General features: G+C 63.7%; 16 protein-coding genes. 14 read left to right on the top strand and 2 right to left on the bottom strand.

What is annotated here, in order from left to right; translation table 11 throughout:
- The first annotated feature begins 15 nt into the window (after positions 1 to 15).
- Positions 16 to 1,167: an efflux RND transporter periplasmic adaptor subunit gene (locus J4P02_RS20425; RefSeq protein WP_426193563.1), complete on the top strand. Its 1,152-nt coding sequence runs from the start codon at positions 16 to 18 to the stop codon at positions 1,165 to 1,167.
- Entirely contained in the window at positions 1,164 to 4,226 is a 3,063-nt protein-coding gene (locus tag J4P02_RS20420; RefSeq protein WP_426193561.1) for a MexW/MexI family multidrug efflux RND transporter permease subunit, read from the top strand. The genes J4P02_RS20425 and J4P02_RS20420 overlap by 4 nt, the downstream gene beginning before the upstream one ends.
- A 60-nt stretch (positions 4,227 to 4,286) precedes the next feature.
- Here J4P02_RS20420 and J4P02_RS20415 read toward each other — a convergent pair whose 3' ends face one another.
- On the bottom strand, positions 4,287 to 5,681 hold the full coding sequence (locus J4P02_RS20415; RefSeq protein WP_426193559.1) for a PhoH family protein: 1,395 nt from the start codon (positions 5,679 to 5,681) through the stop codon (positions 4,287 to 4,289).
- Positions 5,682 to 6,027: 346 nt separating this feature from the next.
- Positions 6,028 to 7,155, bottom strand: coding sequence for a polysaccharide deacetylase family protein (locus J4P02_RS20410; protein ID WP_426193557.1), 1,128 nt, complete (start codon positions 7,153 to 7,155; stop codon positions 6,028 to 6,030).
- 283 nt (positions 7,156 to 7,438) lie between these two features.
- Between J4P02_RS20410 and yaaA the strand changes: the two genes are divergently transcribed.
- From yaaA to J4P02_RS20350, 12 genes are all read left to right on the top strand, one after another.
- Positions 7,439 to 8,218: a peroxide stress protein YaaA gene (gene yaaA, locus J4P02_RS20405; RefSeq protein WP_426193555.1), complete on the top strand. Its 780-nt coding sequence runs from the start codon at positions 7,439 to 7,441 to the stop codon at positions 8,216 to 8,218.
- An 814-nt stretch (positions 8,219 to 9,032) separates the two neighbouring features.
- On the top strand, positions 9,033 to 10,349 hold the full coding sequence (locus tag J4P02_RS20400) for a nucleotide sugar dehydrogenase (protein ID WP_426193553.1): 1,317 nt from the start codon (positions 9,033 to 9,035) through the stop codon (positions 10,347 to 10,349).
- Positions 10,350 to 10,443: 94 nt separating this feature from the next.
- Positions 10,444 to 11,925, top strand: coding sequence for a mannuronan synthase (alg8, locus tag J4P02_RS20395; protein ID WP_426193551.1), 1,482 nt, complete (start codon positions 10,444 to 10,446; stop codon positions 11,923 to 11,925).
- A 35-nt stretch (positions 11,926 to 11,960) separates the two neighbouring features.
- Complete coding sequence (locus J4P02_RS20390; RefSeq protein WP_426193549.1) at positions 11,961 to 13,130, top strand: HlyD family efflux transporter periplasmic adaptor subunit; 1,170 nt, start codon at positions 11,961 to 11,963, stop codon at positions 13,128 to 13,130.
- Between the two features lie 9 nt (positions 13,131 to 13,139).
- The gene (algK, locus tag J4P02_RS20385) at positions 13,140 to 14,594 is read left to right on the top strand and encodes an alginate biosynthesis TPR repeat lipoprotein AlgK (protein WP_426193547.1); all 1,455 of its coding nucleotides are present in this window, start codon (positions 13,140 to 13,142) and stop codon (positions 14,592 to 14,594) included.
- On the top strand, positions 14,591 to 16,099 hold the full coding sequence (locus J4P02_RS20380; protein WP_426193545.1) for an alginate export family protein: 1,509 nt from the start codon (positions 14,591 to 14,593) through the stop codon (positions 16,097 to 16,099). Before algK ends, J4P02_RS20380 begins: the two co-directional genes overlap by 4 nt.
- Before the next feature lie 26 nt (positions 16,100 to 16,125).
- Complete coding sequence (gene algG / locus J4P02_RS20375) at positions 16,126 to 17,715, top strand: mannuronan 5-epimerase AlgG (protein WP_426193543.1); 1,590 nt, start codon at positions 16,126 to 16,128, stop codon at positions 17,713 to 17,715.
- Positions 17,716 to 17,726: 11 nt separating this feature from the next.
- Positions 17,727 to 19,178 (top strand): alginate O-acetyltransferase, encoded by a 1,452-nt coding sequence (locus J4P02_RS20370; RefSeq protein WP_426193541.1) that lies wholly within the window; start codon positions 17,727 to 17,729, stop codon positions 19,176 to 19,178.
- Positions 19,179 to 19,186: 8 nt separating this feature from the next.
- Positions 19,187 to 20,302 carry a mannuronate-specific alginate lyase gene (locus tag J4P02_RS20365; protein WP_426193539.1) on the top strand — a complete coding sequence of 372 codons (1,116 nt, stop codon included), beginning with the start codon at positions 19,187 to 19,189 and terminating at the stop codon, positions 20,300 to 20,302.
- 231 nt (positions 20,303 to 20,533) lie between these two features.
- On the top strand, positions 20,534 to 22,099 hold the full coding sequence (locus J4P02_RS20360; protein ID WP_426193537.1) for an MBOAT family O-acyltransferase: 1,566 nt from the start codon (positions 20,534 to 20,536) through the stop codon (positions 22,097 to 22,099).
- Between the two features lie 11 nt (positions 22,100 to 22,110).
- Entirely contained in the window at positions 22,111 to 23,286 is a 1,176-nt protein-coding gene (locus J4P02_RS20355; protein WP_426193535.1) for an alginate O-acetyltransferase, read from the top strand.
- 15 nt (positions 23,287 to 23,301) lie between these two features.
- Positions 23,302 to 23,970 (top strand): alginate O-acetyltransferase AlgF, encoded by a 669-nt coding sequence (locus J4P02_RS20350; protein WP_426193533.1) that lies wholly within the window; start codon positions 23,302 to 23,304, stop codon positions 23,968 to 23,970.
- Positions 23,971 to 24,063: the final 93 nt, after the last annotated feature.

Below are 24,063 nucleotides of genomic sequence, written 5' to 3'. Positions count from 1 at the left end.
CAAGGAGTGAATGTCATGGTGTCCGTTGGTGTAACCAAGCACCCCTCTGCGCGCGCGCGACTGCTGCTGATCGTCGCGCTAGCGGTTCTCGCCGGCCTGGCCTGGTGGCTGTGGCAGCAAACCCGGCCCGGCGCCCAAGCCTACGCGGCGACGCCGATCAAGGTTGCCGTGGCCACTGCCAGCACCCAGCCCTTCACCCGCTACCTGGAAGCCATAGGCGAGCTGGAAGCCATCCAGCAAGTCAGCGTGCCGGCGGAAATCGGCGGGCGCATCGTCGGCCTGCCGATCCAGTCCGGGCAGCGGGTCGATCGTGGCCAAGTGCTGGTGCAGCTCAATGATGCGCCGCAACGCGGCGACCTGGTGCGCCTGCAAGGCACCCTGGAAAACGCCCGGGTGCGCCTGGAACGCCTGCGCCGCCTGGTGTCGGTGAATGCCACCTCCAAGGAAGCCTTCGACAACGCCCAGACCGACCTGACCACCGCCAAGGGCGCCCTGCAGGCGCTGGCCGCAGAAATCGAGCAGCGCACCATTCGCGCGCCGTTCGCCGGCACCCTGGGCATTCGCAAGGTGCACCTGGGCCAGTACGTCAATCCCGGCGATGTGCTGATCAACCTGGTGGGCGACCAGGGCCTGTACGTGAACTTCAGCGTGCCGGAACAGGCCCAGTCCCAGTTGCGCCCGGGGGTAACCCTGCAAGTGCTGCTCGATGCCCTGCCCGAGCAGGCGCTGAGCGCCAAGGTGACCAGCATCGACCCGTTCCTCGACCGCACCCGCACCCTCAGCGTCCAGGCGCGCCTGCAAAACCCGCCGGCCAGCGCCCTGCCGCACATGTTCGCCCGGGTGCGCCTGGCCCAGCCGCTGCCCGGCAACACCCTGAGCGTGCCGGAAACCGCGGTCACCTATAACGCCTACGGCGAAGAGCTGTTCGTGGTGCAGCCGGGCCAGGACGGCCAGGGCGCCCCCACCGTGCGCCGGGTCGCGGTCAAGACCGGCGACCGCCACGGCGGCCGGGTGGTGATCGACAGCGGCCTGAAGCCCGGCGCCCAGGTGGTGGTTTCCGGACAGATCAAGCTCAGTGACGGTGCCGCGATTGAGCCGGTGGCCCATAGCGTACTGGGGGATGCGAGCCATGCCGGCACCACCGTCGCCACAGGAGAGTCACCGTGAAATTCACCGATCTGTTCGTGCGCCGGCCGGTGCTGGCGCTGGTGGTCAGCCTGCTGATCCTGCTGGCCGGCCTCAAGGCCTACAGCAACTTGCCGGTGCGCCAGTACCCCTTACTGGAAAGCTCGATGATCAGCGTCACCACCGACTATCCCGGAGCCCCGGCGGAGCTGATGCAGGGCTTTGTCACCCAGCCGATCAACCAGGCCCTGGCCTCGGTGGAAGGCGTGGACTACGTCAGCTCGTCCTCAGTCCAGGGACGCAGCCTGATCACCCTGCGCATGGCCCTCAACCAGGATTCGGCCCGGGCCCTGAGCGAGGTGATCGCCAAGGTCAACCAGGTCAAGTACCGCCTCCCCGAGCAGGCCTACGACCCGGTGATCGAACGCTCCGCCGGCGACGCCACGGCGGTGGCCTATGTCGGCTTCGCCAGCCGCTCGCTGTCGGCCTCGGCCCTCAGCGACTACCTGAGCCGGGTGGTGCAGCCGCTGTTCGCCAGCATCGAGGGCGTGGCCAAGGTCGAGACCTTCGGCGGCCATCGCCTGGCCATGCGCCTGTGGCTCGACCCGCAGCGCATGGCTGGCCATGGCATCAGCGCCAACCAGGTGGAACAGGCGATCCGCGCCAACAACTTCCAGGCCGCCCCCGGGCAGATCAAGGGCCAGTACGTGATCTCCTCGATCCAGGTCAACACCGACCTCAGCAGCCTCGACGAATTTCGCGACATGGTCATCAGCAACCGCGGCGACCACCTGCTGCGCCTGCGGGATGTGGCCGAGGTCGAGCTGGGTTCGGCGTCCTATGAAACCAGCGCCCTGATGGACGGCAAGCCGGCGGTACACCTGGGCCTGTACGCCACGCCCAGGGGCAACCCGTTGCTGATCGTCGCCGACATCAAGCGCCTGCTGCCGGAGATCCAGAAAACCCTGCCGCCGGATGTGGAAGTGGCCCTGGCGTTCGAGACCGCGCACTTTATCCAGGCCTCGATCATCGAAGTGGTGGAGACCCTGATCGAAGCCATCCTGATCGTGGTGGCGATCATCTACCTGTGCCTGGGCTCGGCCCGCAGCGTGCTGATCCCGGTGGTCAGCATCCCGTTGTCGATGCTCGGCGCCCTGGCCCTGATGCACCTGTTCGGCTTCAGCATCAACCTGCTGACCCTGCTGGCCATGGTGCTGGCCATCGGCCTGGTGGTGGACGACGCCATCGTGGTCATGGAGAACATCCACCGCCACCTCAAGGAAGGTCGCACGCCGTTGCAGGCGGCCTTTGTCGGCGCCCGGGAAATCGCCTCGCCGGTGATCGCCATGACCATCACCCTGGCCGCGGTGTACATGCCCATCGGCCTGATGACCGGGCTCACCGGGGCGCTGTTCAAGGAGTTCGCCCTGACCCTGGCCGGCGCGGTGCTGGTGTCCGGGGTGGTGGCCCTGACCCTGAGCCCGGTAATGTGCGCCAAGCTGCTGCCGGCCGGGCAGCAGGAAGGCCGCATGAGCCGCCTCGCCGAACAGTTCTTCCACCGCCTGGCGCGCCACTACCAGCGCGGCCTGGTGCGCTCCCTGCGCTGGCGCGGCGCGGTGCTGGCGTTTGCCGTGCTGGTGCTGCTCAGCCTGCCATGGCTGTATGGCCAGGCCAGCAAGGAACTGGCGCCCAACGAAGACCAGGGCAACCTGCTGCTGGCAATCAAGTCGCCGCAGCACGCCAACCTGGATTACGTCGAGCGCTACGCCTACCAGCTGGACGCCGTGCTGCAAGGCCTGCCGGAAACCGTCAGCACCTGGATCATCAATGGCAACGACGGGGTCGCGGCGAGCTTCGCCGGGGTCAACTTCAGCGAGTGGTCGCAGCGCCAGCGCAGCGCCGCCAGCATCCAGCAGCAGTTGCAGCAGCAGGTCGACGCCGTGGAAGGCAACTCGATCTTCGTCTTCCAACTGCCGCCGCTGCCGGCGTCCACCGGCGGCCTGCCGGTGCAACTGGTGATCCGCACCACCGAAGACTACCGCTCGCTGTACCAGGCCATGGAGGAGATCAAGGCCAAGGCCCGGGCCAGTGGCCTGTTCGCGGTAGTGGACAGCGACCTGGAGTTCAACAACCCAGTGACCGAGGTGCGCATCGATCGCAGCAAGGCCAACAGCCTGGGCATCCGCATGCAGGACATCGGCAACACCCTGGCGGTGCTGATCGGCGAGAACTACACCAACCGCTTCGCCCTGCAAGGCCGCTCCTACGACGTGATTCCCCAGAGCAGCGCCGCCCAGCGCCTGACGCCCCAGGCCCTCAACGGTTTCTACGTCGATACCGACAGCGGCACCCAGGTGCCGCTGTCCACGGTGGTCAGCCTGCAGGACAGCATCCAGCCCAACAAGCTCAAGCAGTTCAACCAGCAGAACGCCGCAACCTTCCAGGGCATCCCCGCGCCGGGGGTCAGCCTGGGCCAGGCGGTGGCCTTCCTGCAGCAGCAGAGCCAGGCCCTGCCCGCCAGCTTCAGCCACGACTGGCAGGCCGATTCACGACAGTTCATCCATGAAGGCAACGCCCTGCTGCTGACCTTCCTGTTCGCCCTGATCGTGATCTACATGGTGCTGGCCGCGCAGTATGAAAGCCTGAGCGATCCGCTGATCATCCTGATCACCGTGCCGCTGTCGATCTGCGGGGCGCTGATCCCCCTGGCGCTGGGCCTGGCCAGTGTCAACATCTACACCCAGATCGGCCTGGTGACCCTGATCGGCCTGATCAGCAAGCACGGCATCCTGATGGTGGAGTTCGCCAACGAGCTGCAGGCCGCCCAGGGCTGCTCACCGGTGCAGGCGATCATTCGCGCGGCGCGGATTCGCCTACGGCCGATCCTCATGACCACTGCCGCCATGGTGGTGGGCCTGGTGCCGCTGCTGTTCTCCTCCGGCGCCGGCGCCAGCAGCCGCTTCGGCCTGGGGCTGGTGATCGTTATCGGCATGCTGGTGGGCACCCTGTTCACCCTGTTCGTGCTGCCCTCGATCTACAGCCTGATGGCCCGCAGCCACAGCCGCTCCCAGGCCGAGGAAGAACTGCAGCAACTGGCCTGAGACGCCATGCCGCAAAAAAAACGGGCGGCCCCAGGGCCGCCCGTGTTGTTTCCAGGATCGTTACAGATGGCTTTCCGCGTATTCGGCGAGGATCGAGCGCGGCACCCCTTGCAGGGTGATGTGCACGCCGTTGGGGAAGTCCTTGAAGCGTTCGGTGAGGTAGGTCAGCCCCGAGCTGGTGGCCGACAGGTAAGGGGTATCGATCTGTGCCAGGTTGCCCAGGCACACCACTTTGGAACCGGCGCCGGCACGGGTGATGATGGTCTTCATCTGGTGCGGGGTGAGGTTCTGGCATTCGTCGATCAGGATCAGGCTCTGCTGGAAGCTGCGACCCCGAATGTAGTTCAGGGATTTGAACTGCAACGGCACCTTGCTGAGGATGTAGTCGACGCTGCCATGGGTGTTCTCGTCGTCCATATGCAGGGCTTCGAGGTTGTCGGTAATGGCCCCCAGCCAGGGTTCCATTTTTTCCGCTTCGGTGCCCGGCAGGAAGCCGATCTCCTGGTCCAGCCCCTGCACGCTGCGGGTGGCGATGATGCGCCGGTAGCGCTTGCTGACCATGGTCTGCTCGATGGCCGCGGCCAGGGCCAGGATGGTCTTGCCGGAGCCCGCGGCGCCGGACAGGTTGACCAGGTGGATATCCGGATCGAGCAGCGCATACAGCGCCAGCCCCTGGTAGATGTCCCGTGGTTTCAGGCCCCAGGCTTCCTGGTGCAACAGGGGTTCCTGATGCAGGTCGAGGATCAGCAGCACATCGGCACGGATCTCCTTGATCCAGCCGACGAAGCCCTGCTCGTCGATGATGAATTCATTGATATGCACCGCCGGCAGGTTGTCGGTGAGCTGCACCTGGTGCCAGGTACGACCGTGGTCCTGGCGGGTTTCCACCTTGCTCACACGGTCCCAGAACGAGCCGCTCATGTTGTGGAAACCATTGGGCAGCAGGGACACGTCGTCCACCAGCTGGTCGGTGCTGTAGTCCTCGGCGGCGATGCCACAGGCCCGCGCCTTGAGGCGCATGTTGATGTCTTTGGTGACCAGCACCACCGCCTGATCCTTGTTGCGCGCGTGCAGGTCGATCAGCTGGTTGATGATGATGTTGTCGTTGAGGTTGTCCGGCAACAGGCGGTTGGGCTCGTTGCGCTTGCTCATCAGGATCGACAGAAAACCCTTGGGCCCGCTCTTGCCACGCTGGATCGGCACCCCCAGCTCGACGTCCTCGGGGGAGGCCTCGCCCAGGGTATTGTCGATCAGGCGGATGGCCTGGCGGCATTCTGCAGCCACGCTGTGGTGCCCGCTCTTGAGCTTGTCCAGCTCTTCGAGCACGGTCATGGGGATGGCGACGTGGTGTTCTTCGAAATTCAGCAGGGCGTTGGGATCGTGAATCAATACGTTGGTATCGAGTACATAAAGGATTGGCTGGTTGGAAGAAGATCTACGTCCGTGGTCATCCATACTCGGTCACCTTATGTGGGAGCCAGTCGACGCAACACCATGGGGTGCCGCGCCTCGAAAGACCACCGAAAGTTCACCCTGAGGGGTTGAAGTGGTCTGCACACAAGGAGTCTTGGGAGACGCCACCTGTGTCGCAGGTTTCGGCGGTCTGAGTTCGTAATACTCCAAAAACCGTGACAGGAAAACGCACCTTGACGCTTTTTTGATGTTTATTTTTCAGGCTGACGAAAAGCCCTTGGCGGGCTGCCCGGGCACCGTTAAAGTCGGAAGTCCGCCTGCCGTGAAATCCCCACCTTTTCCGCCTCTTTCAACGCCCTTGCCCCGTATTTCCGGGCATTTCTCGCCTTCAGCGAAACGCGTCCTGACAATCCTCCCAGCCGATGCCGCTCTGCGCGGTCTGTGCCAGCAACCAGGGCAGGCTGCTCTTGACCCCATCCTGCTTGGCATTGAAGGCAATCACCCCGCGTCGCCACAGCAGCATCAGGGTCAGCACCCGCTGGCCACTGTCCTCGGCCTTGAGCTTGCCGGCACCGTCCTGGGCGTCGATGTTCCATAGCGCCACCTGCATGCCCTGGGCATTGAAGAAGCCCTGGGCATCGGCACGCCGTTGCCCGTAGGGCGGGCGGAACAGCGGCACGTAGTTTTCCGGTAGCTTGCCCTTGAGCAGATCGGCGCTGCGCTGGATCGAATATTGCCAATCCTGCCAATGGCTGTGGGAACGGTATTCCCAGCCTTGAACCCCTACGCACTGCCGGGAATACAGGGACTGCAGGCTGGCCACCGAGGCCTGCTCGAGGCGGTTCTGGATATCGTTGCCCAACACAAAGAAGGTGCCGCTCAGGTTGGCCTTGCGCAGGTAATCGGTGAGCCAGGGGGTATTGTCCGGCGCCAGGTTGGCGGCGCTGTCGAAGCTCAGCAGGAACAGCCGGTCATTGAGCCCATCGCCATTGCGCTCGTAATCGCCAAAGCGCAGCACCTCGCTGCTGGTCTGCGGCCACAGCGCCGCCTTGCGCAGCAGTTCGTCCAGGTAGTGTTCGTGGAAGGTCCGGGCCGGCTCCCCCCAGCGTGCGTAGTAGGAATCCTGGGCCAGCTGGAACTTGCCGGCCTGCTTGCGCAGCTGCTGCAGGTTTTCCACCAGGTAGCAGAACGAGGCGTCCTGGTCGCAGCTTTGCTGGGCGAAGTTGTAGTTTTCCAGCAGGCGCGGCCACAACTGCTGGCGCAGCTCGTTGATCGCCGCCATGTTGATCATGCGCAGGCCCAGGCGCTGCTTCAGGGAGGCCTCGTCCCAGGCTTCGCTGACCAGCAGGGCGCGAGCGAAGGTAAGGATCTCGGCCCGCGAGGCGACATCGAACAGGGTCGGGTTGTCGATCTTTTCCGGCCAGGTGCTGCGATCCAGGGTCGCCACCTCATTATTAGGTGCCGCCAGCACGCTGCAACTCAAGAGCCAGGCCGAGAAGAAAAACGCGATACGCAAAAGGGAAGTCTCCAGAACAGAACCCGCGCGGCACTATAGCCGATCTGCGGTGCTCACTGTGGCGAGGGAGCTCGCTCCCGCTGGGTCGCGAAGCGGCCCCAATACAGCCGCCCCGATCCGCCAGCAATACCGCGAGGGCCCTGTCGGGAGCGCTGCGCACTCCAGCGGGAGCAAGCTCCCTCGCCACCACCCGGCTTCTGCCATGCGTCAGCTATCGCCTTGATAGGTGGAGTCCGGGCGCCCAAATCCCTAGAATCCCCCGACGCTTAAAGGAGACGACTCAATGCTGATGGTGATTTCCCCCGCCAAGACCCTCGATTACCAGACGCCGCCGGTAACCCAGCGCTTTACCCAGCCGCAATACCTCGACCACTCCCAGGAACTGATCCAGCAACTGCGGGAACTGACCCCGGCACAGATCAGCGAGCTGATGCACGTCTCCGACAAGATCGGTGGCCTCAACGCCGCGCGCTTCGGCAGCTGGACCCCGGCCTTTACCCCGGCCAACGCCAAGCAGGCGCTGCTGGCATTCAAGGGCGACGTCTACACCGGGCTCAACGCCGAAACCCTCGGCGAGGCGGATTTCGACTACGCCCAGCAGCACCTGCGCATGCTCTCCGGCCTCTATGGCCTGCTGCGCCCCCTGGACCTGATGCAGCCCTATCGCCTGGAAATGGGCACCAAGCTGGCCAACGCCCGAGGCAAGGACCTCTACGCCTTCTGGGGCACCCGTATCAGCGAATGGCTAAACGAGGCTCTGGCCGAGCAAGGCGACGACCTGCTGCTGAACCTGGCCTCCAACGAGTACTTCTCGGCGGTCAAGCGCACGGCCCTGAACGCGCGGATCATCAATACCGAGTTCAAGGACCTGAAGAACGGCCAGTACAAGATCATCAGCTTCTATGCCAAGAAGGCCCGCGGCCTGATGAGCCGTTTTGTGATCCAGGAACGCATCAACGACCCGGCCCAGCTCAAGCAGTTCGATGTCCAGGGTTACCGTTTCAGCGCCGAACAATCGAAAGCCGACAACCTGGTATTCCTCCGCGACCACCCTGCGGAATAAAGCTATCCCTCGTGCCGTGCTCATCGACCATCGATGCGCACGGCAGAATGTGATCCGCCGCACACTCCCCTCGCAACAAGTCATTTTTTTGGCGCCATAAAAACAACTTCATTTTCTGCATAAACTTTCTTTCACTCGACAGCCCCAAATTTTTTCAGTAGTGGCACCACTTTTTTTATCCGGTAGTGGCACAAAAACATCCCCGCCTGGCAACTCCCCATAACTAAAGGGCGAAACCCTTAGTGCTATCAATTTGAAAGCAGTGCCATCTTTTTCAATATTTCAAGAAATGTCGAAAAACAGGATGAGTGGGCCGGAACTATGCCCGCAGACACCGTTCATACCACCGGTAACGATTCTCAACGACTTTGTAAGAGATGACTTACATGGAGCCCATTGAAACTAAGCTAGTGCAGATATTGGTTTGACCAATGACTCACAAACTTTAACTAAAGGGTAAGCACCAGGAGATAAGGAACCCAACTACCCCCTAACAAGCCAAGGACCAGCCGGCCTTCAAGGACCGCGAAAACCAACTGGAGAGCCCGCACGACGTGGCATCCAGCCATCCACAGGATGTCGGATGGTTTTCTCGAGGCACCTGCAGCAGGAGCCGCCGGCAACATTCAAGGGCAAAGCAAAACAACAAGGATCGGTTGTGCACAACTTGAGTGCATTTATTTAGTCACTCGGAACTTAGTCTGCCTGCACGCGGCACTACAGCGAACTTCGCTGTACTTCCGAGTGCGCAACAACAGCTGGCAAACATTAACTCCGGCCATCTAATGGCGTGAATAACACAGAGGTAAATGCGATGCGCATCAGCATATTTGGTTTGGGTTACGTCGGTGCAGTCTGTGCCGGTTGCCTGTCTGCACGGGGCCATGAAGTGGTTGGCGTGGATATTTCCAAAGATAAGATCGACCTGATCAACGCTGGCAAATCACCGATTGTCGAACCGGGTCTGGGTGAACTTCTGGCTCAAGGAATTCAGACCGCTCGTCTGCGCGGTACCACCAACTTCGCCGAAGCCATTCGCGATACCGACCTGTCGATGATCTGCGTCGGCACCCCAAGCAAGAAGAACGGCGACCTGGAACTGGACTACATCGAATCGGTGTGCCGCGAGATCGGCTTCGTACTGCGCGACAAGGCCACCCGCCACACCATCGTGGTGCGCAGCACAGTGCTGCCGGGCACGGTGAAGAACGTGGTGATCCCGATCCTCGAAGACTGCTCGGGCAAGAAGGCCGGGGTGGATTTCGGCGTGGCGGTGAACCCCGAGTTCCTGCGTGAAAGCACCGCGATCAAGGACTACGACTTCCCGCCCATGACCGTCATCGGCCAGTACGACCAGGCGTCCGGCGATGTGCTGCAAGCGCTGTACGAAGAGCTCGACGCGCCGATCATCCGCAAGGACATCGAAGTGGCCGAGATGATCAAGTACACCTGCAACGTCTGGCACGCGACCAAGGTCACCTTCGCCAACGAGATCGGCAACATCGCCAAGGCGGTGGGTGTGGACGGCCGGGATGTGATGGACGTGGTCTGCCAGGACAAGACCCTCAACCTGTCCCAGTACTACATGCGCCCGGGCTTCGCCTTCGGCGGCTCGTGCCTGCCCAAGGACGTGCGCGCCCTGACCTACCGCGCCGGCGCCCTGGACGTGCAGGCACCGCTGCTCAACTCGCTGATGCGCAGCAACGAATCCCAGGTGCAGAACGCCTTCGACATCGTTTCCAGCCACGACAAGCGCAAGGTCGCCCTGCTCGGCCTGAGCTTCAAGGCCGGCACCGACGACCTGCGCGAGAGCCCCCTGGTGGAACTGGCGGAAATGCTCATCGGCAAGGGCTTCGACCTGAGCATCTACGACAGCAATGTCGAGTACGCCCGAGTGCACGGCGCCAACAAGGACTACATCGAGTCGAAGATCCCCCACGTCTCGTCCCTGCTCAATTCGGACTTCGACGCGGTGATCGACAACTCCGACCTGATCATCCTCGGCAACCGCGACGAGAAGTTCCGCGCCCTGGCCGAACACGTGCCCCAGGGCAAGCAGGTCATCGACCTGGTGGGCTTCATGTCCAAGGCCACCTGCACCCAGGGCCGTACCGAAGGCATCTGCTGGTAAAGCAGCGGCAAGCTTCGAGCCTCCAGCCGCAAGTGAGAGCACCACGCTTGAAGCTTGCGGCTTGGAGCTGGCAACTGATTTTAGGACTTCGCTTATGCACAGGCTAAAGCACGGCCTGCTCCAGGCCGCCGGTTGGCTGTTTTACTTGAGTTTGCTGATGGGCATGGCGCTGTTGCTGCCGGCCTCGACCTTCGACTCGCAGTCCAAGGACTTCATTTTCCTGATTGGCGCCGTGGGCATCTGGCGCTACTCCATGGGTGCCACGCATTTCGTGCGCGGCATGCTGTTTCTCTACGTGGTCTACCCGTACCTGCGGCGCAAGGTGCGCAAGCTCGGCAGCGCGGCGGACCCGTCCCATGTGTACCTGATGGTCACCAGCTTTCGCATCGACGCCCTGACCACCGCCCAGGTCTACGGCTCGGTGATCCGCGAAGCCATCGACTGCGGCTTCCCCACCACCGTGGTCTGCTCGATCGTGGAGATGTCCGACGAGCTGCTGGTGAAAAGCCTGTGGGCGCGGATGAACCCGCCAGAGCGGGTCAAGCTGGACTTCGTGCGCATTCCCGGTACCGGCAAGCGCGACGGCCTGGCCTTCGGTTTCCGCGCCATCTCCCGCCACCTGCCGGACAGCCGCGCCGTGGTGGCGGTGATCGACGGCGACACGGTGCTCGGCGCAGGCGTGGTGCGCAAGACCGTGCCCTGGTTCCAGCTGTTCGGCAATGTCGGCGGCCTGACCACCAATGAATTCTGCGAAGTGCGCGGCGGCTACGTCATGAGCGAGTGGCACAAGCTGCGCTTCGCCCAGCGCCACATCAACATGTGCTCCATGGCCCTGTCCAAGCGCGTGCTGACCATGACCGGGCGCATGTCGGTGTTTCGCGCCACCGTGGTCACCGACCCGGACTTTATCGCCGATGTGGAAAGCGACTCCCTGCAGCACTGGCGCCTGGGCCGCTTCAAGTTCCTCACCGGTGACGACAAATCCAGCTGGTTCAGCCTGATGCGCCTGGGCTACGACACCTTCTACGTGCCCGACGCGGCGATCAACACCGTGGAGCACCCGCCGGAGAAGAGCTTTATCAAGGCCAGCCGCAAGCTGATGTTTCGCTGGTACGGCAACAACCTGCGGCAGAACTCCCGGGCCCTGGGCCTGGGCATGAAACGCCTGGGGCTGTTCACCAGCGTGGTGCTGTTCGACCAGCGGGTGTCGATGTGGACCTCCTTGCTGGGGCTCACCGTGGCCATCATCGCCAGCTTCAAGTACGGCACCGCCTTCATCCTCGCCTACCTGCTGTGGATCGGCATTACGCGCTTGATCCTGACCCTGTTGCTGTCCTGCTCGGGACACCGCATCGGCCCGGCCTACCCGCTGATTCTCTATTACAACCAGATCGTCGGCGCCCTGGTGAAGATCTACGTGTTCTTCCGCCTCGACCAGCAATCCTGGACCCGCCAGGACACCAAATTGACCCGCGACCTGGCCAGTTTTCAACGTTGGTTCAACACCTGGTCGTCTCGGACCATGACCTTCTCCGCCGGCAGCGTATTTGTCGCCGTACTGCTGCTGATGGTCTGAACCGCCTTGCCTGAACTCATTAGGAAATCGACTCTATGAACACCGCCGTGAACGTCAACGTAGTGCATGAATCCGAAGCCCAACGCCAGCACGCCCGGGTCAAGATCCCGGCCAAGCTGCGCTTCTTCGGCAGCGAGGCCAAGCCTCTGGAAGTGCGGGTCCACGACCTCTCCGCCGGCGGCCTGAGCTTCAACGCCGGGCAGCAGATGCTGAGCATCGGCTCCGTGCACAAGGGCCGCCTGCAGTTCGTCATCGACAACCTCGGCCTGGCCATGGATGTGGAACTGCAGATCCGCTCCTTCGATCGCCAGAGCGGCCGCGTCGGCTGCCAGTTCCAGAACCTCGAGCCCCAGGACATCTCCACCCTGCGCCACCTGATCACCTCGCACCTGGCCGGCGACATCGTCAGCATGGGCGACGTGCTCGCCACCCTGCAGCGCGACAACTTCACCAAGGCGCGCAAGAGCAAGGACAGCGGCAGCGGCATGAGCGCCCTGGGCCGCCTGCGGGCGGTGACCTTCAGCGCCGCGATCTTCGTCGTCGGCCTCGCGGCCTTCGGCTTCATTCTCAAGTCGGTGTACGGCATGTACTTCGTCAGCCACGCCCAGGCCGGGCTGGTCAACGTGCCGGGGATGAACGTGACCATGCCCCGCGACGGCACCGTGCAAAGCCTGGTGCAAACCCACGGCGAGGTGGCCAAGGGCGCGCCCCTGGCCAGCTTCAGCAGCAGCATGCTGGACGTGCTCAAGGGCCACCTGGACGAAAACCAGTTGCAACCGGCCAAGGTCGAGGAGCTGTTCGGCAAGCAGATGACCGGCACCCTGACCGCCCCCTGCGACTGCACCGTGGCCCAGCAGCTGGTGGCTGACGGGCAGTACGCGAGCAAGGGCGAGGTGATCTTCCAACTGGTGCCACGAGGCACCCAGGCCAATGTCGAGGCTCGTTTCTCCTACCGCCAGTTCGGCGACGTGCGCCCGGGCACCCGGGTTAATTTCCAGATCGCCGGCGAGGATGAAGTGCGCAGCGGCACCATCGTCAGCAGCACCAGCCTCAACAGCAATGACCTGTCCTCCGATATCCGCGTGCAGATCAAGCCCGACGCGCCCCTGAGCAGCGCCTTCGCCGGCCGCCCGGTGGAAGTCAGCAGCGACCGCGGCCCCTCGCTGAACTGGCTGATCGACAAAGCCATGGCCGCCGGTCTCTAAGCGGAGGACATGCCTGTGACTAGCCTTTTCATTGGCGAGTGCTGCGCACTCGATCGCGAGCAAGCTCGCTCCTACAGGCGCCGCCATCTGGCCCTGTGCTCCCTGGCGCTGGCCGTGAGCCTGGCCGGTTGCGCCGGCCTGCCCGACCAGCGCCTGGCCAACGAAGCCCTGAAACGCGGCGACACCGCCCTGGCGCAACAGAACTATCGCCAACTGGCGGACCTGGGCTACAGCGAAGCGCAAGTGGGCCTGGCGGATATCCAGGTGGAAAGCCGCGACCCGGCGCAGATCAAACAGGCCGAGGCCACCTACCGCGCCGCGGCCGACACTTCGCCTCGGGCCCAGGCGCGCCTGGGTCGCCTGCTGGCGGCCAAGCCCGGTGCCACCGAGGCCGAGCGGCAAGAAGCCGAGGGCCTGCTGAAGAAAGCCTTTGCCCATGGCGAAGGCAACACCCTGATCCCCCTGGCGATGCTCTACCTGCAATACCCCCACAGCTTCCCCAACATCAATGCGCAGCAGCAGATCAGCCAGTGGCGTACCGCCGGCTACCCCGAAGCCGGCCTGGCCCAGGTGCTGCTGTACCGCACCCAGGGCAGCTACGACCAGCACCTGGATGAAGTGGAAAAGATCTGCAAGGCCGCTCTCAACAGCACCGACATCTGCTACGTGGAACTGGCCAGCGTCTATCAGAAGCGCGGCCAGCCGGAGCAGCAGGCGGCACTGATCCAGCAACTGCAGGCCGGCTACAGCCGTGGCAGCATCAGCGCCCAGCGGGTCGACAGCGTGGCCCGGGTGCTGGGCGATGCCAGCCTCGGCAAGCCGGACGAAAAGACCGCCCAGGCCCTGCTGGAACACGTGGCCCCTGGCTACCCGGCGTCCTGGGTCAGCCTGGCGCAACTGCTCTACGACTTCCCCGAGCTGGGGGACGTGGACAAGATGATGCAGTACCTGGACAACGGCCGCGCCGCCGACCAGCCCCGGGCCGAGCTGCTGCTGGGCAAGCTCTACTACGAAGGAAAGTGGGTGCCGGCGGACGCCAAGGTGGCCGAGGAACACTTCAAGAAGGCCCAGGGCCGCGAAGTGGCCGCCGACTACTACCTGGGGCAGATCTACCGCCGTGGTTACCTGGGCCAGGTGTACCCGCAAAAAGCCCTGGACCACCTGCTGACGGCCGCGCGCAACGGCCAGAACAGCGCCGACTTCGCCATTGCCCAGCTGTTTTCCCAGGGCCGTGGCACCCGTCCCGACCCGGTCAACGCCTATGTCTTCAGCCAGCTGGCCAAGGCCCAGGACACGCCCCAGGCCAATGAACTGGCCCAGCAGCTGGATCAACAACTGCCCCCCGGCCAGCGCGCCGAAGCCCTGCGCCTGCTGCAACAGGAACAGGCGGTACGTGGCGCCCTGACCCAGAACACGCTGCAACTGCACGCGCTGCAGGAACAAGACGGCGAGGAATCCCTATGAAGCTCAAGCCCCTGTTCACTCATCCATGCCCTGCCCGCCTCAGCCTGCTGAGCCTGGGCCTGACGCTGATCTGGGCGACCCCGTCGCTGGCGGCCGTCAGCGATACCCAGAACTTCGGCCTGGAAGTGAAGATCACCGGCCAGTCCGAGGACGATCGCGACCTCGGCACCCAGCGCGGCGGCGACGTCAACGGCCTGGGCCTCGACCTGCGGCCCTGGGTCTATGGCGAAAGCGGCAACTGGAGCGCCTACGCCATGGGCCAGGCGGTAACCTCCACCGATGTAATCGAAACCGACACCCTGCAACAGTCCGGCGACGACGCCAGCCAGCAGTCCAGCAACGACGACCGCAAGGCCAAGAAGAACTACCTGGCCATGCGCGAGTTCTGGGTCGGCTACAGCGGCTTCACCGCCTACCCCGGAGAGCAGTTGAAGTTCGGTCGTCAGCGCCTGCGCAACGACGACGGGCAATGGCGCGACACCAACATCGAAGCCCTCAACTGGACCTTCGACACCACCCTGCTGCGGGCCAACCTGGGGGCCGCCGAGCGCTTCAGCGAATACCGCACCGACCTCAAGGAGCTGGCGCCCAAGGACAAGGACCGCCTGCACCTGTACGCCGACGCCGCCTACCAATGGACCCCCGGCCACTGGGCTGGCATTCGCGCCCACCATACCCACGACGACGGCAAGCTCGACTATGCCCAGCCCGGCGTGGCCAGCGACCCGCTGGACAAGAAGCAGAACGGCGACCTGACCTGGCTCGGCCTGGAAGCCAACAGCGACGCCTACAACTGGCGCAACACCAATACCGTCAACTACTGGGCCAGCCTCACCGGCATGCGCGGCGACCGCGACACGGTCAACCCGCTGAACGCCGATGGCAGCCGCCCGAGCCAGGCCAAGCGTGGCGACAACCTCGACGGCTGGGCCACCGACCTCGGCGTGCGCCTGCGCCTCGATCCGAACTGGCAAGTGGGCGCGGCCTACGCCCGGGCCAGCGCCGACTACGAGCAGAACGGCCTGCACAGCAACCGTTCCAACTACACCGGCACCCGCTCCCGGGTGCACCGTTTCGGCGAGGCCTTTCGCGGCGAGATGAACAACACCCAGAGCGCCACCCTGTTCGGCTCCTGGCAGTTGCGCGAGGACTACGACGCCAGCCTGGTCTACCACAAGTTCTGGCGCGTGGACGGCAACAAGCCCGTGGGCAGCACCGGCATCAACGCGGTGGACAACAACTACGACGACGCCACCGGCGCCCTGCTCAGCAGCACCTCGCTGCCCCTGCAAGACGGCAAGAAAGACCTCGGCCAGGAGATGGACCTGGTGGTCACCAAGTACTTCAAGCAAGGCCTGTTGCCGGCGGCCCTGAGCCAGTCGATCGATGAACCTTCGGCCCTGGTGCGTTTTCGTGGCGGCGTGTTCAAGCCCGGCGACGCCTACGGCAAAGAGGTCGACTCCTACATGCACCGCGCCTTTATCGACGTGATCTGGCGCTTCTGATGCGAAGCGCCAAAGGAGTGCCCGAGATGACTCACTACCCCGTCAACAGTGCGCGCCACAGAGGCTCCCTGAGCCTGCTGGCCGGCGCGCTGCTGCTGGCCAGCAGCGCGGCCCTGGCCAGTGTCGAGGCGGCCAAGGCGCCGACCCTCGCCAAGGGCCTGCAGCAGGCCAAGACCTACACCGTCAGCAGCGCCCCCACCGAACCCCTGGCCCTGGCCAAGCCGACCCTGCCCGACCTTTCCGGCTACACCGCCGAAGCCGTTGCGGCAAAGATCGTGCGCAGCCAGCCAGGCAAGATCAGCCTGCGCCGGATGATGCAGGAAGACGCCCTGAAGGACTTTATCGGCGGCGACAACAAGATGGCCGAGTGGGTGGTGCGCCAGCACGGCATTCCCCAGGCGATCTTTATCGACGACGGCTACGTCAACCTCAAGCAGCTGGCGGCCAAGGTGCCCAAGCAGTACTTCAGCGAAACCGCCCCCGGGGTCTACCTGGCGCGCCTGCCGATCGTCGTCGGCCGCCACGGCATTCTGGAAATCGACAAGCAGACCCAGGAGCTGCGCCTGTCCCAGGAAGGCGGCTCGTTCCTGGTCAACGATGGCCAACTGTTTGTGCGAGACAGCAAGATCACCGGCTGGCGCGAGCAGGACAACGGCCCGGCAAGCTTCCGCTCGGCCAAGGAATTCCGCCCCTTCCTGCTGGCCTGGGGCGGCACCCAGACCTACATCGTCAACAGCCAGATGGCCAGCTTCGGCTATGCCAACTCCAAGTCCTACGGGGTGAGCATTTCCCAGTACACGCCGAACATGGCCAAGGTGCTCAAGCGCCCTGAGCCCACCGGCTGGATCATCGGCTCGACCTTCTCCGACATGTGGTACGGCTTCTACTGCTACGAAACCCAGGGCTTCGTGCTCAAGGGCAACACCTACAAGGACAACATCGTCTACGGCATCGACCCCCACGACCGCTCCCACGGCCTGATCATTGCCGACAACACCGTATACGGCACCCAGAAGAAGCACGGCATCATTATTTCCCGGGAAGTGAACGACAGCTTCATCTTCAACAACCGCAGCTACGACAACCACCTTTCCGGGCTGGTGATCGACCGCAACAGCGTCAATAACCTGATCGCCTACAACAAGATCTACCGCAACCACACCGACGGCATCACCCTCTACGAGAGTGCCGACAACCTGATCTACGGCAATCAGGTGATCAGCAACCGCCGCCACGGCATCCGCATTCGCAACAGCGTGAACATCCGCCTGTACGAAAACATCGCCATGGCCAACGGCCTGACCGGGGTCTACGGCCACATCAAGGACCTCACCGACACCGACCGCGACATCAAGCTCGACCCGTTCGACGCCCAGGTCTCGCTGATCGTGGTGGGTGGCGAGCTGGCGGCCAATGGCAGCGGCCCGATGTCCATCGACTCGCCCCTGAGCGTGGAGCTGTACCGGGTTTCCCTGCTGGCACCGACCAAGAGCAGCGGCATCAGCTTTTCCGGGGTCCTGGGCGAACGCCAGGATGAAATTCTCGACCTGCTGGTGCGCCAGCAGAAAGCGGTGTTGATCGACCCCGTCGAACGCCAGACCGAAATGCGCGATTGAGGATGACCTTCATGCACCCACACCTGATCAAGTTCCTGGGCCTCTCGGCCCTCACCGCCGGCATCCTCGCCGCCAGTGCCACTGCCCGCGCCGATGAAGCCGGCAGCGCGCCCAGCTTCAAGGCCGAGCCCTGCTGCAACCTGTGCCCGGCGGCCCACGATGCGAAGAACTACGTGACCCGCTACCAGCAGAACTTCACCACCCTGGTGCAAGCCCAGGGCGACTGGCTGTTCCGCACCCAGGAAGATTTGCGCACCGAATTCAACACCACCCCCGAAGGCTACCGTCGCCTCAAGCAGCTGCACGAGGCGTTCAAGAGCAAGGGCGTGGAACTGGTGCTGGTCTATCAGCCAACCCGCGGCCTGGTGAATCGCAACAAGCTCAACCCCGAGGAGAAGGCCCGCTTCGACTACGACAAGGCGCTGAGCAACTACAAGGCCATGCTCGGGCGCTTCGCGCAGATGGGCTACGTGGTGCCGGACCTGTCGCCGTTGACCAACGAACAACTGCCCGAGACCCTGCCGGCCCACGACTTCTACTTCCGCGGCGACCAGCACTGGACGCCTTATGGCGCCCAGCGCACGGCGAAGATCGTCGCGGACAAGGTCAAGCAGCTACCGGCCTTCGCCGACATTCCACGGCGTGAATTCGAAACCCACAGATCCGGGCGCATGGGCAAGACCGGCACCCTGCACAACATGGCCGGGCAGCTGTGCGGCACCAGCTACGCCATCCAGTACATGGACCAGTTCACCACCGAGCCCAAGGGCGAGGCCGGTGACGGCGACCTGTTCGGCGATGCCGGCAACCCGCAGATCACCCTGGTGGGCACCAGCCACAGCGGCAAGAACTACAACTTCGCCGGCTTCCTGGAAGAAGCCATCGGCGCCGACATCCTTAACGTGGCCTTCCCCGGGGGCGGCCTGGAAGGTTCGATGCTGCAGTACCTGGGCAGCGACGAATTCCACAAAAGCCCGCCGAAGATCCTGATCTGGGAATTCTCGCCGCTGTACCGCCTGGATCAGGAAACCATCTACCGGCAGATGATGGCCCTGCTGGACAACGGCTGCGAGGGCAAGCCCGCGCAAATGTCCGGCAGCACCACCCTCAAGCCCGGCAAGAACGAATTGCTGGTCAACAGCAAGAACCTCGACCTGCGCAACAGCAGCCATCAGGTCGATATCCGCTTCGCCGATCCCTCGGTGAAAACCTTGCAAGCCACCCTCTGGTACATGAACGGGCGCCACGAGGACATCAAGATCGACAAACCGGAAACGTCCGACACCGACGGGCGCTTCGCCTTCGAACTGCGTACTGACGAAGACTGGGCCTCGCAGAACCTGCTGGCGGTGGAAATCCAGGGCCCGGAAGCGGGTGCAGCCGGGCAGAAGGTCGAAGCGCAAATTTGCCAACGCAACGTATTCCCGAGCGCGGAGCAACGCACCGCGCAGATCGGGCAATGAGGTATCCCATGCACAGCACAGACTTCAAACGCTTGCTGATCCCCAGCCTGCTGGGCCTGGCCATGGTCGCCGGCAGCGCCCAGGCCGCCGCGCCGCTGCGCCCGCCCCAGGGTTATTACGCCCCGGTGGACCAGTTCAAGAGCGCTGACCACAGCGAAGGCTGCGACGCCATGCCGGCGCCCTACACCGGTGCCCTGCAGTTTCGCAGCAAGTACGAAGGCTCGGACAAGGCCCGGGCCACGCTGAATGTGCAGTCGGAACAGGCCTTTCGCGACACCACCGCAGACATCACCAAGATCGAGCGCGGCACCAGCAAGCGGGTCATGCAATTTATGCGTGACGGCCGTCCGCAGCAGTTGGACTGCACCCTCGCCTGGCTCAGCGCCTGGGCCCAGGCCGATGCGCTGATGTCCAAGGACTTCAACCACACCGGCAAGTCCATGCGCAAATGGGCCCTGGGCAGCATGGCCTCGGCCTACCTGCGGCTGAAGTTCTCCGACTCTCACCCCCTGGCGGCCCACCAGGAGCAGGCGCAGAAGATCGAGGCCTGGTTCAGCAAGCTGGCCGACCAGGTGGTCAGCGACTGGGACAACCTGCCCCTGGACAAGACCAACAACCATTCCTACTGGGCCGCCTGGTCGGTGATGGCCACCGCCGTGGCCACCAACCGCCGCGACCTGTTCGACTGGGCGGTGAAGGAATACAAGGTCGGCGCCAACCAGGTCGACGCCGACGGCTTCCTGCCCAACGAACTCAAGCGCCAGCAGCGTGCCCTGGCCTACCACAACTACGCCCTGCCGCCCCTGGCAATGATCGCCAGCTTCGCCCAGGTCAACGGCGTGGACCTGCGCCAGGAAAACCACGAGGCGCTCAAGCGCCTGGGTGAACGGGTGCTGGCCGGGGTCAAGGACCCGGACACTTTCGAGAAGAAAAACGGCAAGCAACAGGACATGACCGACCTCAAGGTCGACTCGAAATTCGCCTGGCTGGAACCCTTCTGCAGCCTCTACGCCTGCGCCCCGGAAGTGCTGGAGCGCAAGCACAAGATGCAGCCGTTCAAGACCTTCCGCCTGGGGGGCGACCTGACCAAGGTCTACGACCCGGCCCATGAAAAAGGCTCCTGAGACAGATGCTGACTGAACGCGGTTGTGGCGAGGGAGCTTGCTCCCGCTGGGCCGGCCACCGCCGCTTTGATAGATGAATCAGACAGGTTTGCGAGTGCTGCGCACTCGAGCGGGAGCTAGCTCCCTCGCCACAAACCGGTGTGTACACGCAATACCGCTTCCCCGGTTTTTCACGGGGGGGTTTGGGGGGGCTGCGGCCTCTGACTATGGGTTAAACAAGGAGAGATCGGGATGGTTTTCTCATCCAATGTGTTCCTGTTCCTGTTCCTGCCGATCTTTCTCGGCTTGTACTACTTGAGCGGGCAACGCTATCGCAACTTGCTGCTGCTGATCGCCAGCTATGTGTTCTATGCCTGGTGGCGGGTGGACTTCCTGGCGCTGTTCGCCGGCGTCACCCTGTGGAACTACTGGATCGGCCTGAAAGTCGGCGCCGCCGGCGTGCGCACCAAACCCGCCCAGCGCTGGCTGCTGTTGGGCGTGGCGGTGGACCTGTGCATCCTCGGCTACTTCAAGTACGCCAACTTCGGCGTCGACAGCCTCAACGCCATCATGACTTCAATGGGGCTTGAGCCGTTCATCCTGACCCACGTGCTGCTGCCGATCGGTATCTCGTTCTACATCTTCGAGTCCATCAGCTACATCATCGACGTCTACCGCGGCGACACCCCGGCCACCCGCAACCTGATCGACTTCGCGGCGTTCGTGGCGATCTTCCCGCACCTGATCGCCGGCCCCGTGCTGCGCTTTCGCGACCTGGCGGACCAGTTCAACAACCGCACCCACACCCTGGACAAGTTCTCCGAAGGCTGCACCCGCTTTATGCAGGGCTTTATCAAGAAGGTATTCATCGCCGACACCCTGGCGGTGGTCGCCGACCATTGCTTCGCCCTGCAAAACCCCACCACCGGCGATGCCTGGCTCGGCGCCCTGGCCTACACCGCGCAGCTGTACTTCGACTTCTCCGGCTACAGCGACATGGCCATCGGCCTGGGACTGATGATGGGTTTTCGCTTTATGGAAAACTTCAAGCAGCCCTACATCAGCCAGTCGATCACCGAGTTCTGGCGGCGCTGGCACATCAGCCTCTCCACCTGGCTGCGGGACTACCTGTACATCACTCTGGGCGGCAACCGCAAAGGCACCCTGATCACCTACCGCAACCTGTTCCTGACCATGTTGCTGGGCGGCCTGTGGCACGGCGCGAACATCACCTACATCGTCTGGGGCGCCTGGCACGGCATGTGGCTGGCCATCGAAAAGGCCCTGGGCATCAACACCACGCCGCGCAGCCTGAACCCGGTGCGCTGGGCCCTGACCTTTCTGCTGGTGGTGATGGGCTGGGTGATCTTCCGCGCCGAGAACCTGCACGTGGCCGGCCGCATGTACGGCGCCATGTTCAGCTTTGGCGACTGGTCGCTGTCGGAACTCAATCGCGCCAGCCTCACCGGCCTGCAAGTGGCGACCCTGGTCCTGGCTTACGCCACCCTGGCGTTCTTCGGCCTGCGTGACCTGTACCGCAACCCGGCACCGGTCAAGGCCAAGCCTGAAGTCGACAGCGAGGCCGATGGCCCGGCCAGCGCAGAACCCGGCCTGATCAAGGCCGTGCCTGGCGACCTGCCCGGCAGCATCCATCAACCGGGCTACCTCGTCGGGCGTGAGGCCCAGGTGCAACCGGCCTACTGGAGCGCCGACTGGTCGCGCTACGCCATGCGCGCCCTGGTGCTGCTGCTGTTCATCGCCTCGATTCTCAAACTCTCGGCGCAAAGCTTCTCGCCGTTCCTTTACTTCCAGTTCTGAGGGATCTGCCCATGACCCGCTCATTACGCTTGTTCTACATCGCGCTGTTCCTGGTGACCCTGGTGGTGCTGGGGCTGTGGTCGGCGCGCAGCTTCTTCGGCTTCAGTACCAACCCCGACGCCAGCGTGCTCAACGGGCGCTGGGCCAAGGCGGTGGAAACCCACTACGACGAGCAGTTCCCGATCAAGCGCCTGGGCACCAACCTGTGGGCCGCCCTGGACTTCAAGCTGTTCAACGAAGGCCGCCCCGGCGTGGTGCTGGGCCGCGACCAGTGGCTGTACAGCGATGAAGAGTTCCACCCGGTGGTCAACGAGGAGCTCAACCTGCAGGGCAACTACGCCCTGGTGGAAGGCGTGCGCCAGACCTTGCAGGAGCACGGGGTGAAACTGGTGATGGCCATAGTGCCGGCCAAGGTGCGCCTGTACCCGGAACATATGGATGAAGTGCGCCCGGCGCGCATCCACGCCAATCTCTACCAGGACTTCCACGCCCGGGTGGCCGCCAACAAGATCCTCGCCCCCGACCTGCTCGGGCCCCTGCGACAGGCCAAGCAACAGGGCCAGCAGGTGTTCCTGCGCACCGACACCCACTGGACCCCGGCCGGCGCCGAAGTCGTCGCCCGGCAACTGGCCCGGACCATCGCCGCCAAGACCCCGCTCAGCGGCCAGCCGCAACGCTTCGTCACCGAAACCCAGGAGACCGTGGAGCACCAGGGCGACCTGCGGCGCTTCCTGCCCCTGGACCCGCTGTTCGAAAACCTGATGCCGGCCCAAGAGCCACTGCAAAAACGCGTGACCCGGGCCAGCGAGGAACAACCAGGCGCCGACGACGCACTGTTCGCCGACCACGAAGTGCCGGTGACCCTGGTGGGCACCAGCTACAGCGCCAACCCCAGCTGGAACTTTGTCGGCGCGCTGAAACAGGCCCTGCACAGCGACGTGCTGAGCTACGCCGAAGACGGCCACGGCCCGATCCTGCCGATGCTCAGCTACCTGAAAAGCGACGACTTCAAGAACCACCCGCCCCAGGTGCTGATCTGGGAATTCCCTGAACGCTATCTGCCTGTGAACAACGAAATCGGCGACGCCGACCCGCAGTGGGTCGCAGCGCTCAAGCAAGCCGGTGCTCGCCAACAGAACGTAGCTGCAATCAACAAATCCGAGACGCCCGATCGGGCGCAAAACTGAAAAGAGGTAACACTCATGACTTTCACTACTACTCCTCGTCGTCTCGCTGCCAAGTCCCTGAAAGCCGCCGTATTGGCCGCGGGCCTGGGCCTGCTATCCGCCCCGGTATTCGCCGCCGGCGATGCCGCACTGTACGGCCCCACCGCGCCCAAGGGCTCGACCTTCGTGCGCCTGTACAACGCCAGCAACAGCGAAGTCAGCGCCACGGTGGGCAGCACCAACGTCAACGACGTCGCGCCCCTGGCCAGCAGTGATTTCAGCTTTATGCCCGGCGGCGACTACACCGCCAAGGTGGGCAGCCAGAGCGTGCCGGTGAAACTGGCCGCCGACCACTATTACACCCTGGTCAACAACGCCAGCGGCCAGCCGCAACTGATCGAAGAACCGCCGTTCAAGAACAAGCAGAAATCCCTGGTGCGGGTGCAGAACCTCAGCGACCAGGCCCTGACCCTGAAGACCGCCGACGGCAAGACCGACGTGGTCAAGGCCGTGGCCGCCAAGGGTCGTGGCGAGCGCGAAATCAACCCGGTGAAGGTCAGCTTCGCCCTGTACGACGGTGAGAAAAAGGTCAGCGACCTCAAGCCCGTGGCCCTGGAGCGCGGCGAAGCGGCGGTGCTCTACGTCACCGGCAACGGCAGCAACCTGTCGCCAGTCTGGGTCAAGCGCCCAGTCTCGACCCGATAAGAGCAGCGGCAAGTTGCAAGCTTCAAGCAGCAAGGGACAGCGTTTCTCTTGCCGCTTGATGCTTGGGGCTTGCGACTGCCTCCCAGACAAAAA

Source organism: Pseudomonas sp. NFXW11, from assembly GCF_049887815.1.
Classification (GTDB): Bacteria; Pseudomonadota; Gammaproteobacteria; order Pseudomonadales; family Pseudomonadaceae; genus Aquipseudomonas.
The sequence above is the reverse complement of the archived record's forward strand: the minus strand, read 5'-3'. Positions and strand labels throughout refer to the sequence as shown.

Excerpts from the sequence above, each read along its gene's own strand:
- J4P02_RS20370 (WP_426193541.1), top strand. The coding sequence starts at position 17,727 with ATGCACCCACACCTGATCAAGTTCCTGGGCCTCTCGGCCCTCACCGCC.
- J4P02_RS20355 (WP_426193535.1), top strand. The coding sequence starts at position 22,111 with ATGACCCGCTCATTACGCTTGTTCTACATCGCGCTGTTCCTGGTGACC.
- alg8 (WP_426193551.1), top strand. The coding sequence starts at position 10,444 with ATGCACAGGCTAAAGCACGGCCTGCTCCAGGCCGCCGGTTGGCTGTTT.
- J4P02_RS20350 (WP_426193533.1), top strand. The coding sequence starts at position 23,302 with ATGACTTTCACTACTACTCCTCGTCGTCTCGCTGCCAAGTCCCTGAAA.
- J4P02_RS20380 (WP_426193545.1), top strand. The coding sequence starts at position 14,591 with ATGAAGCTCAAGCCCCTGTTCACTCATCCATGCCCTGCCCGCCTCAGC.
- yaaA (WP_426193555.1), top strand. The coding sequence starts at position 7,439 with ATGCTGATGGTGATTTCCCCCGCCAAGACCCTCGATTACCAGACGCCG.
- J4P02_RS20400 (WP_426193553.1), top strand. The coding sequence starts at position 9,033 with ATGCGCATCAGCATATTTGGTTTGGGTTACGTCGGTGCAGTCTGTGCC.
- algK (WP_426193547.1), top strand. The coding sequence starts at position 13,140 with ATGCCTGTGACTAGCCTTTTCATTGGCGAGTGCTGCGCACTCGATCGC.
- J4P02_RS20415 (WP_426193559.1), bottom strand. The coding sequence starts at position 5,681 with ATGGATGACCACGGACGTAGATCTTCTTCCAACCAGCCAATCCTTTAT.
- J4P02_RS20425 (WP_426193563.1), top strand. The coding sequence starts at position 16 with ATGGTGTCCGTTGGTGTAACCAAGCACCCCTCTGCGCGCGCGCGACTG.
- J4P02_RS20360 (WP_426193537.1), top strand. The coding sequence starts at position 20,534 with ATGGTTTTCTCATCCAATGTGTTCCTGTTCCTGTTCCTGCCGATCTTT.
- J4P02_RS20390 (WP_426193549.1), top strand. The coding sequence starts at position 11,961 with ATGAACACCGCCGTGAACGTCAACGTAGTGCATGAATCCGAAGCCCAA.
- algG (WP_426193543.1), top strand. The coding sequence starts at position 16,126 with ATGACTCACTACCCCGTCAACAGTGCGCGCCACAGAGGCTCCCTGAGC.
- J4P02_RS20365 (WP_426193539.1), top strand. The coding sequence starts at position 19,187 with ATGCACAGCACAGACTTCAAACGCTTGCTGATCCCCAGCCTGCTGGGC.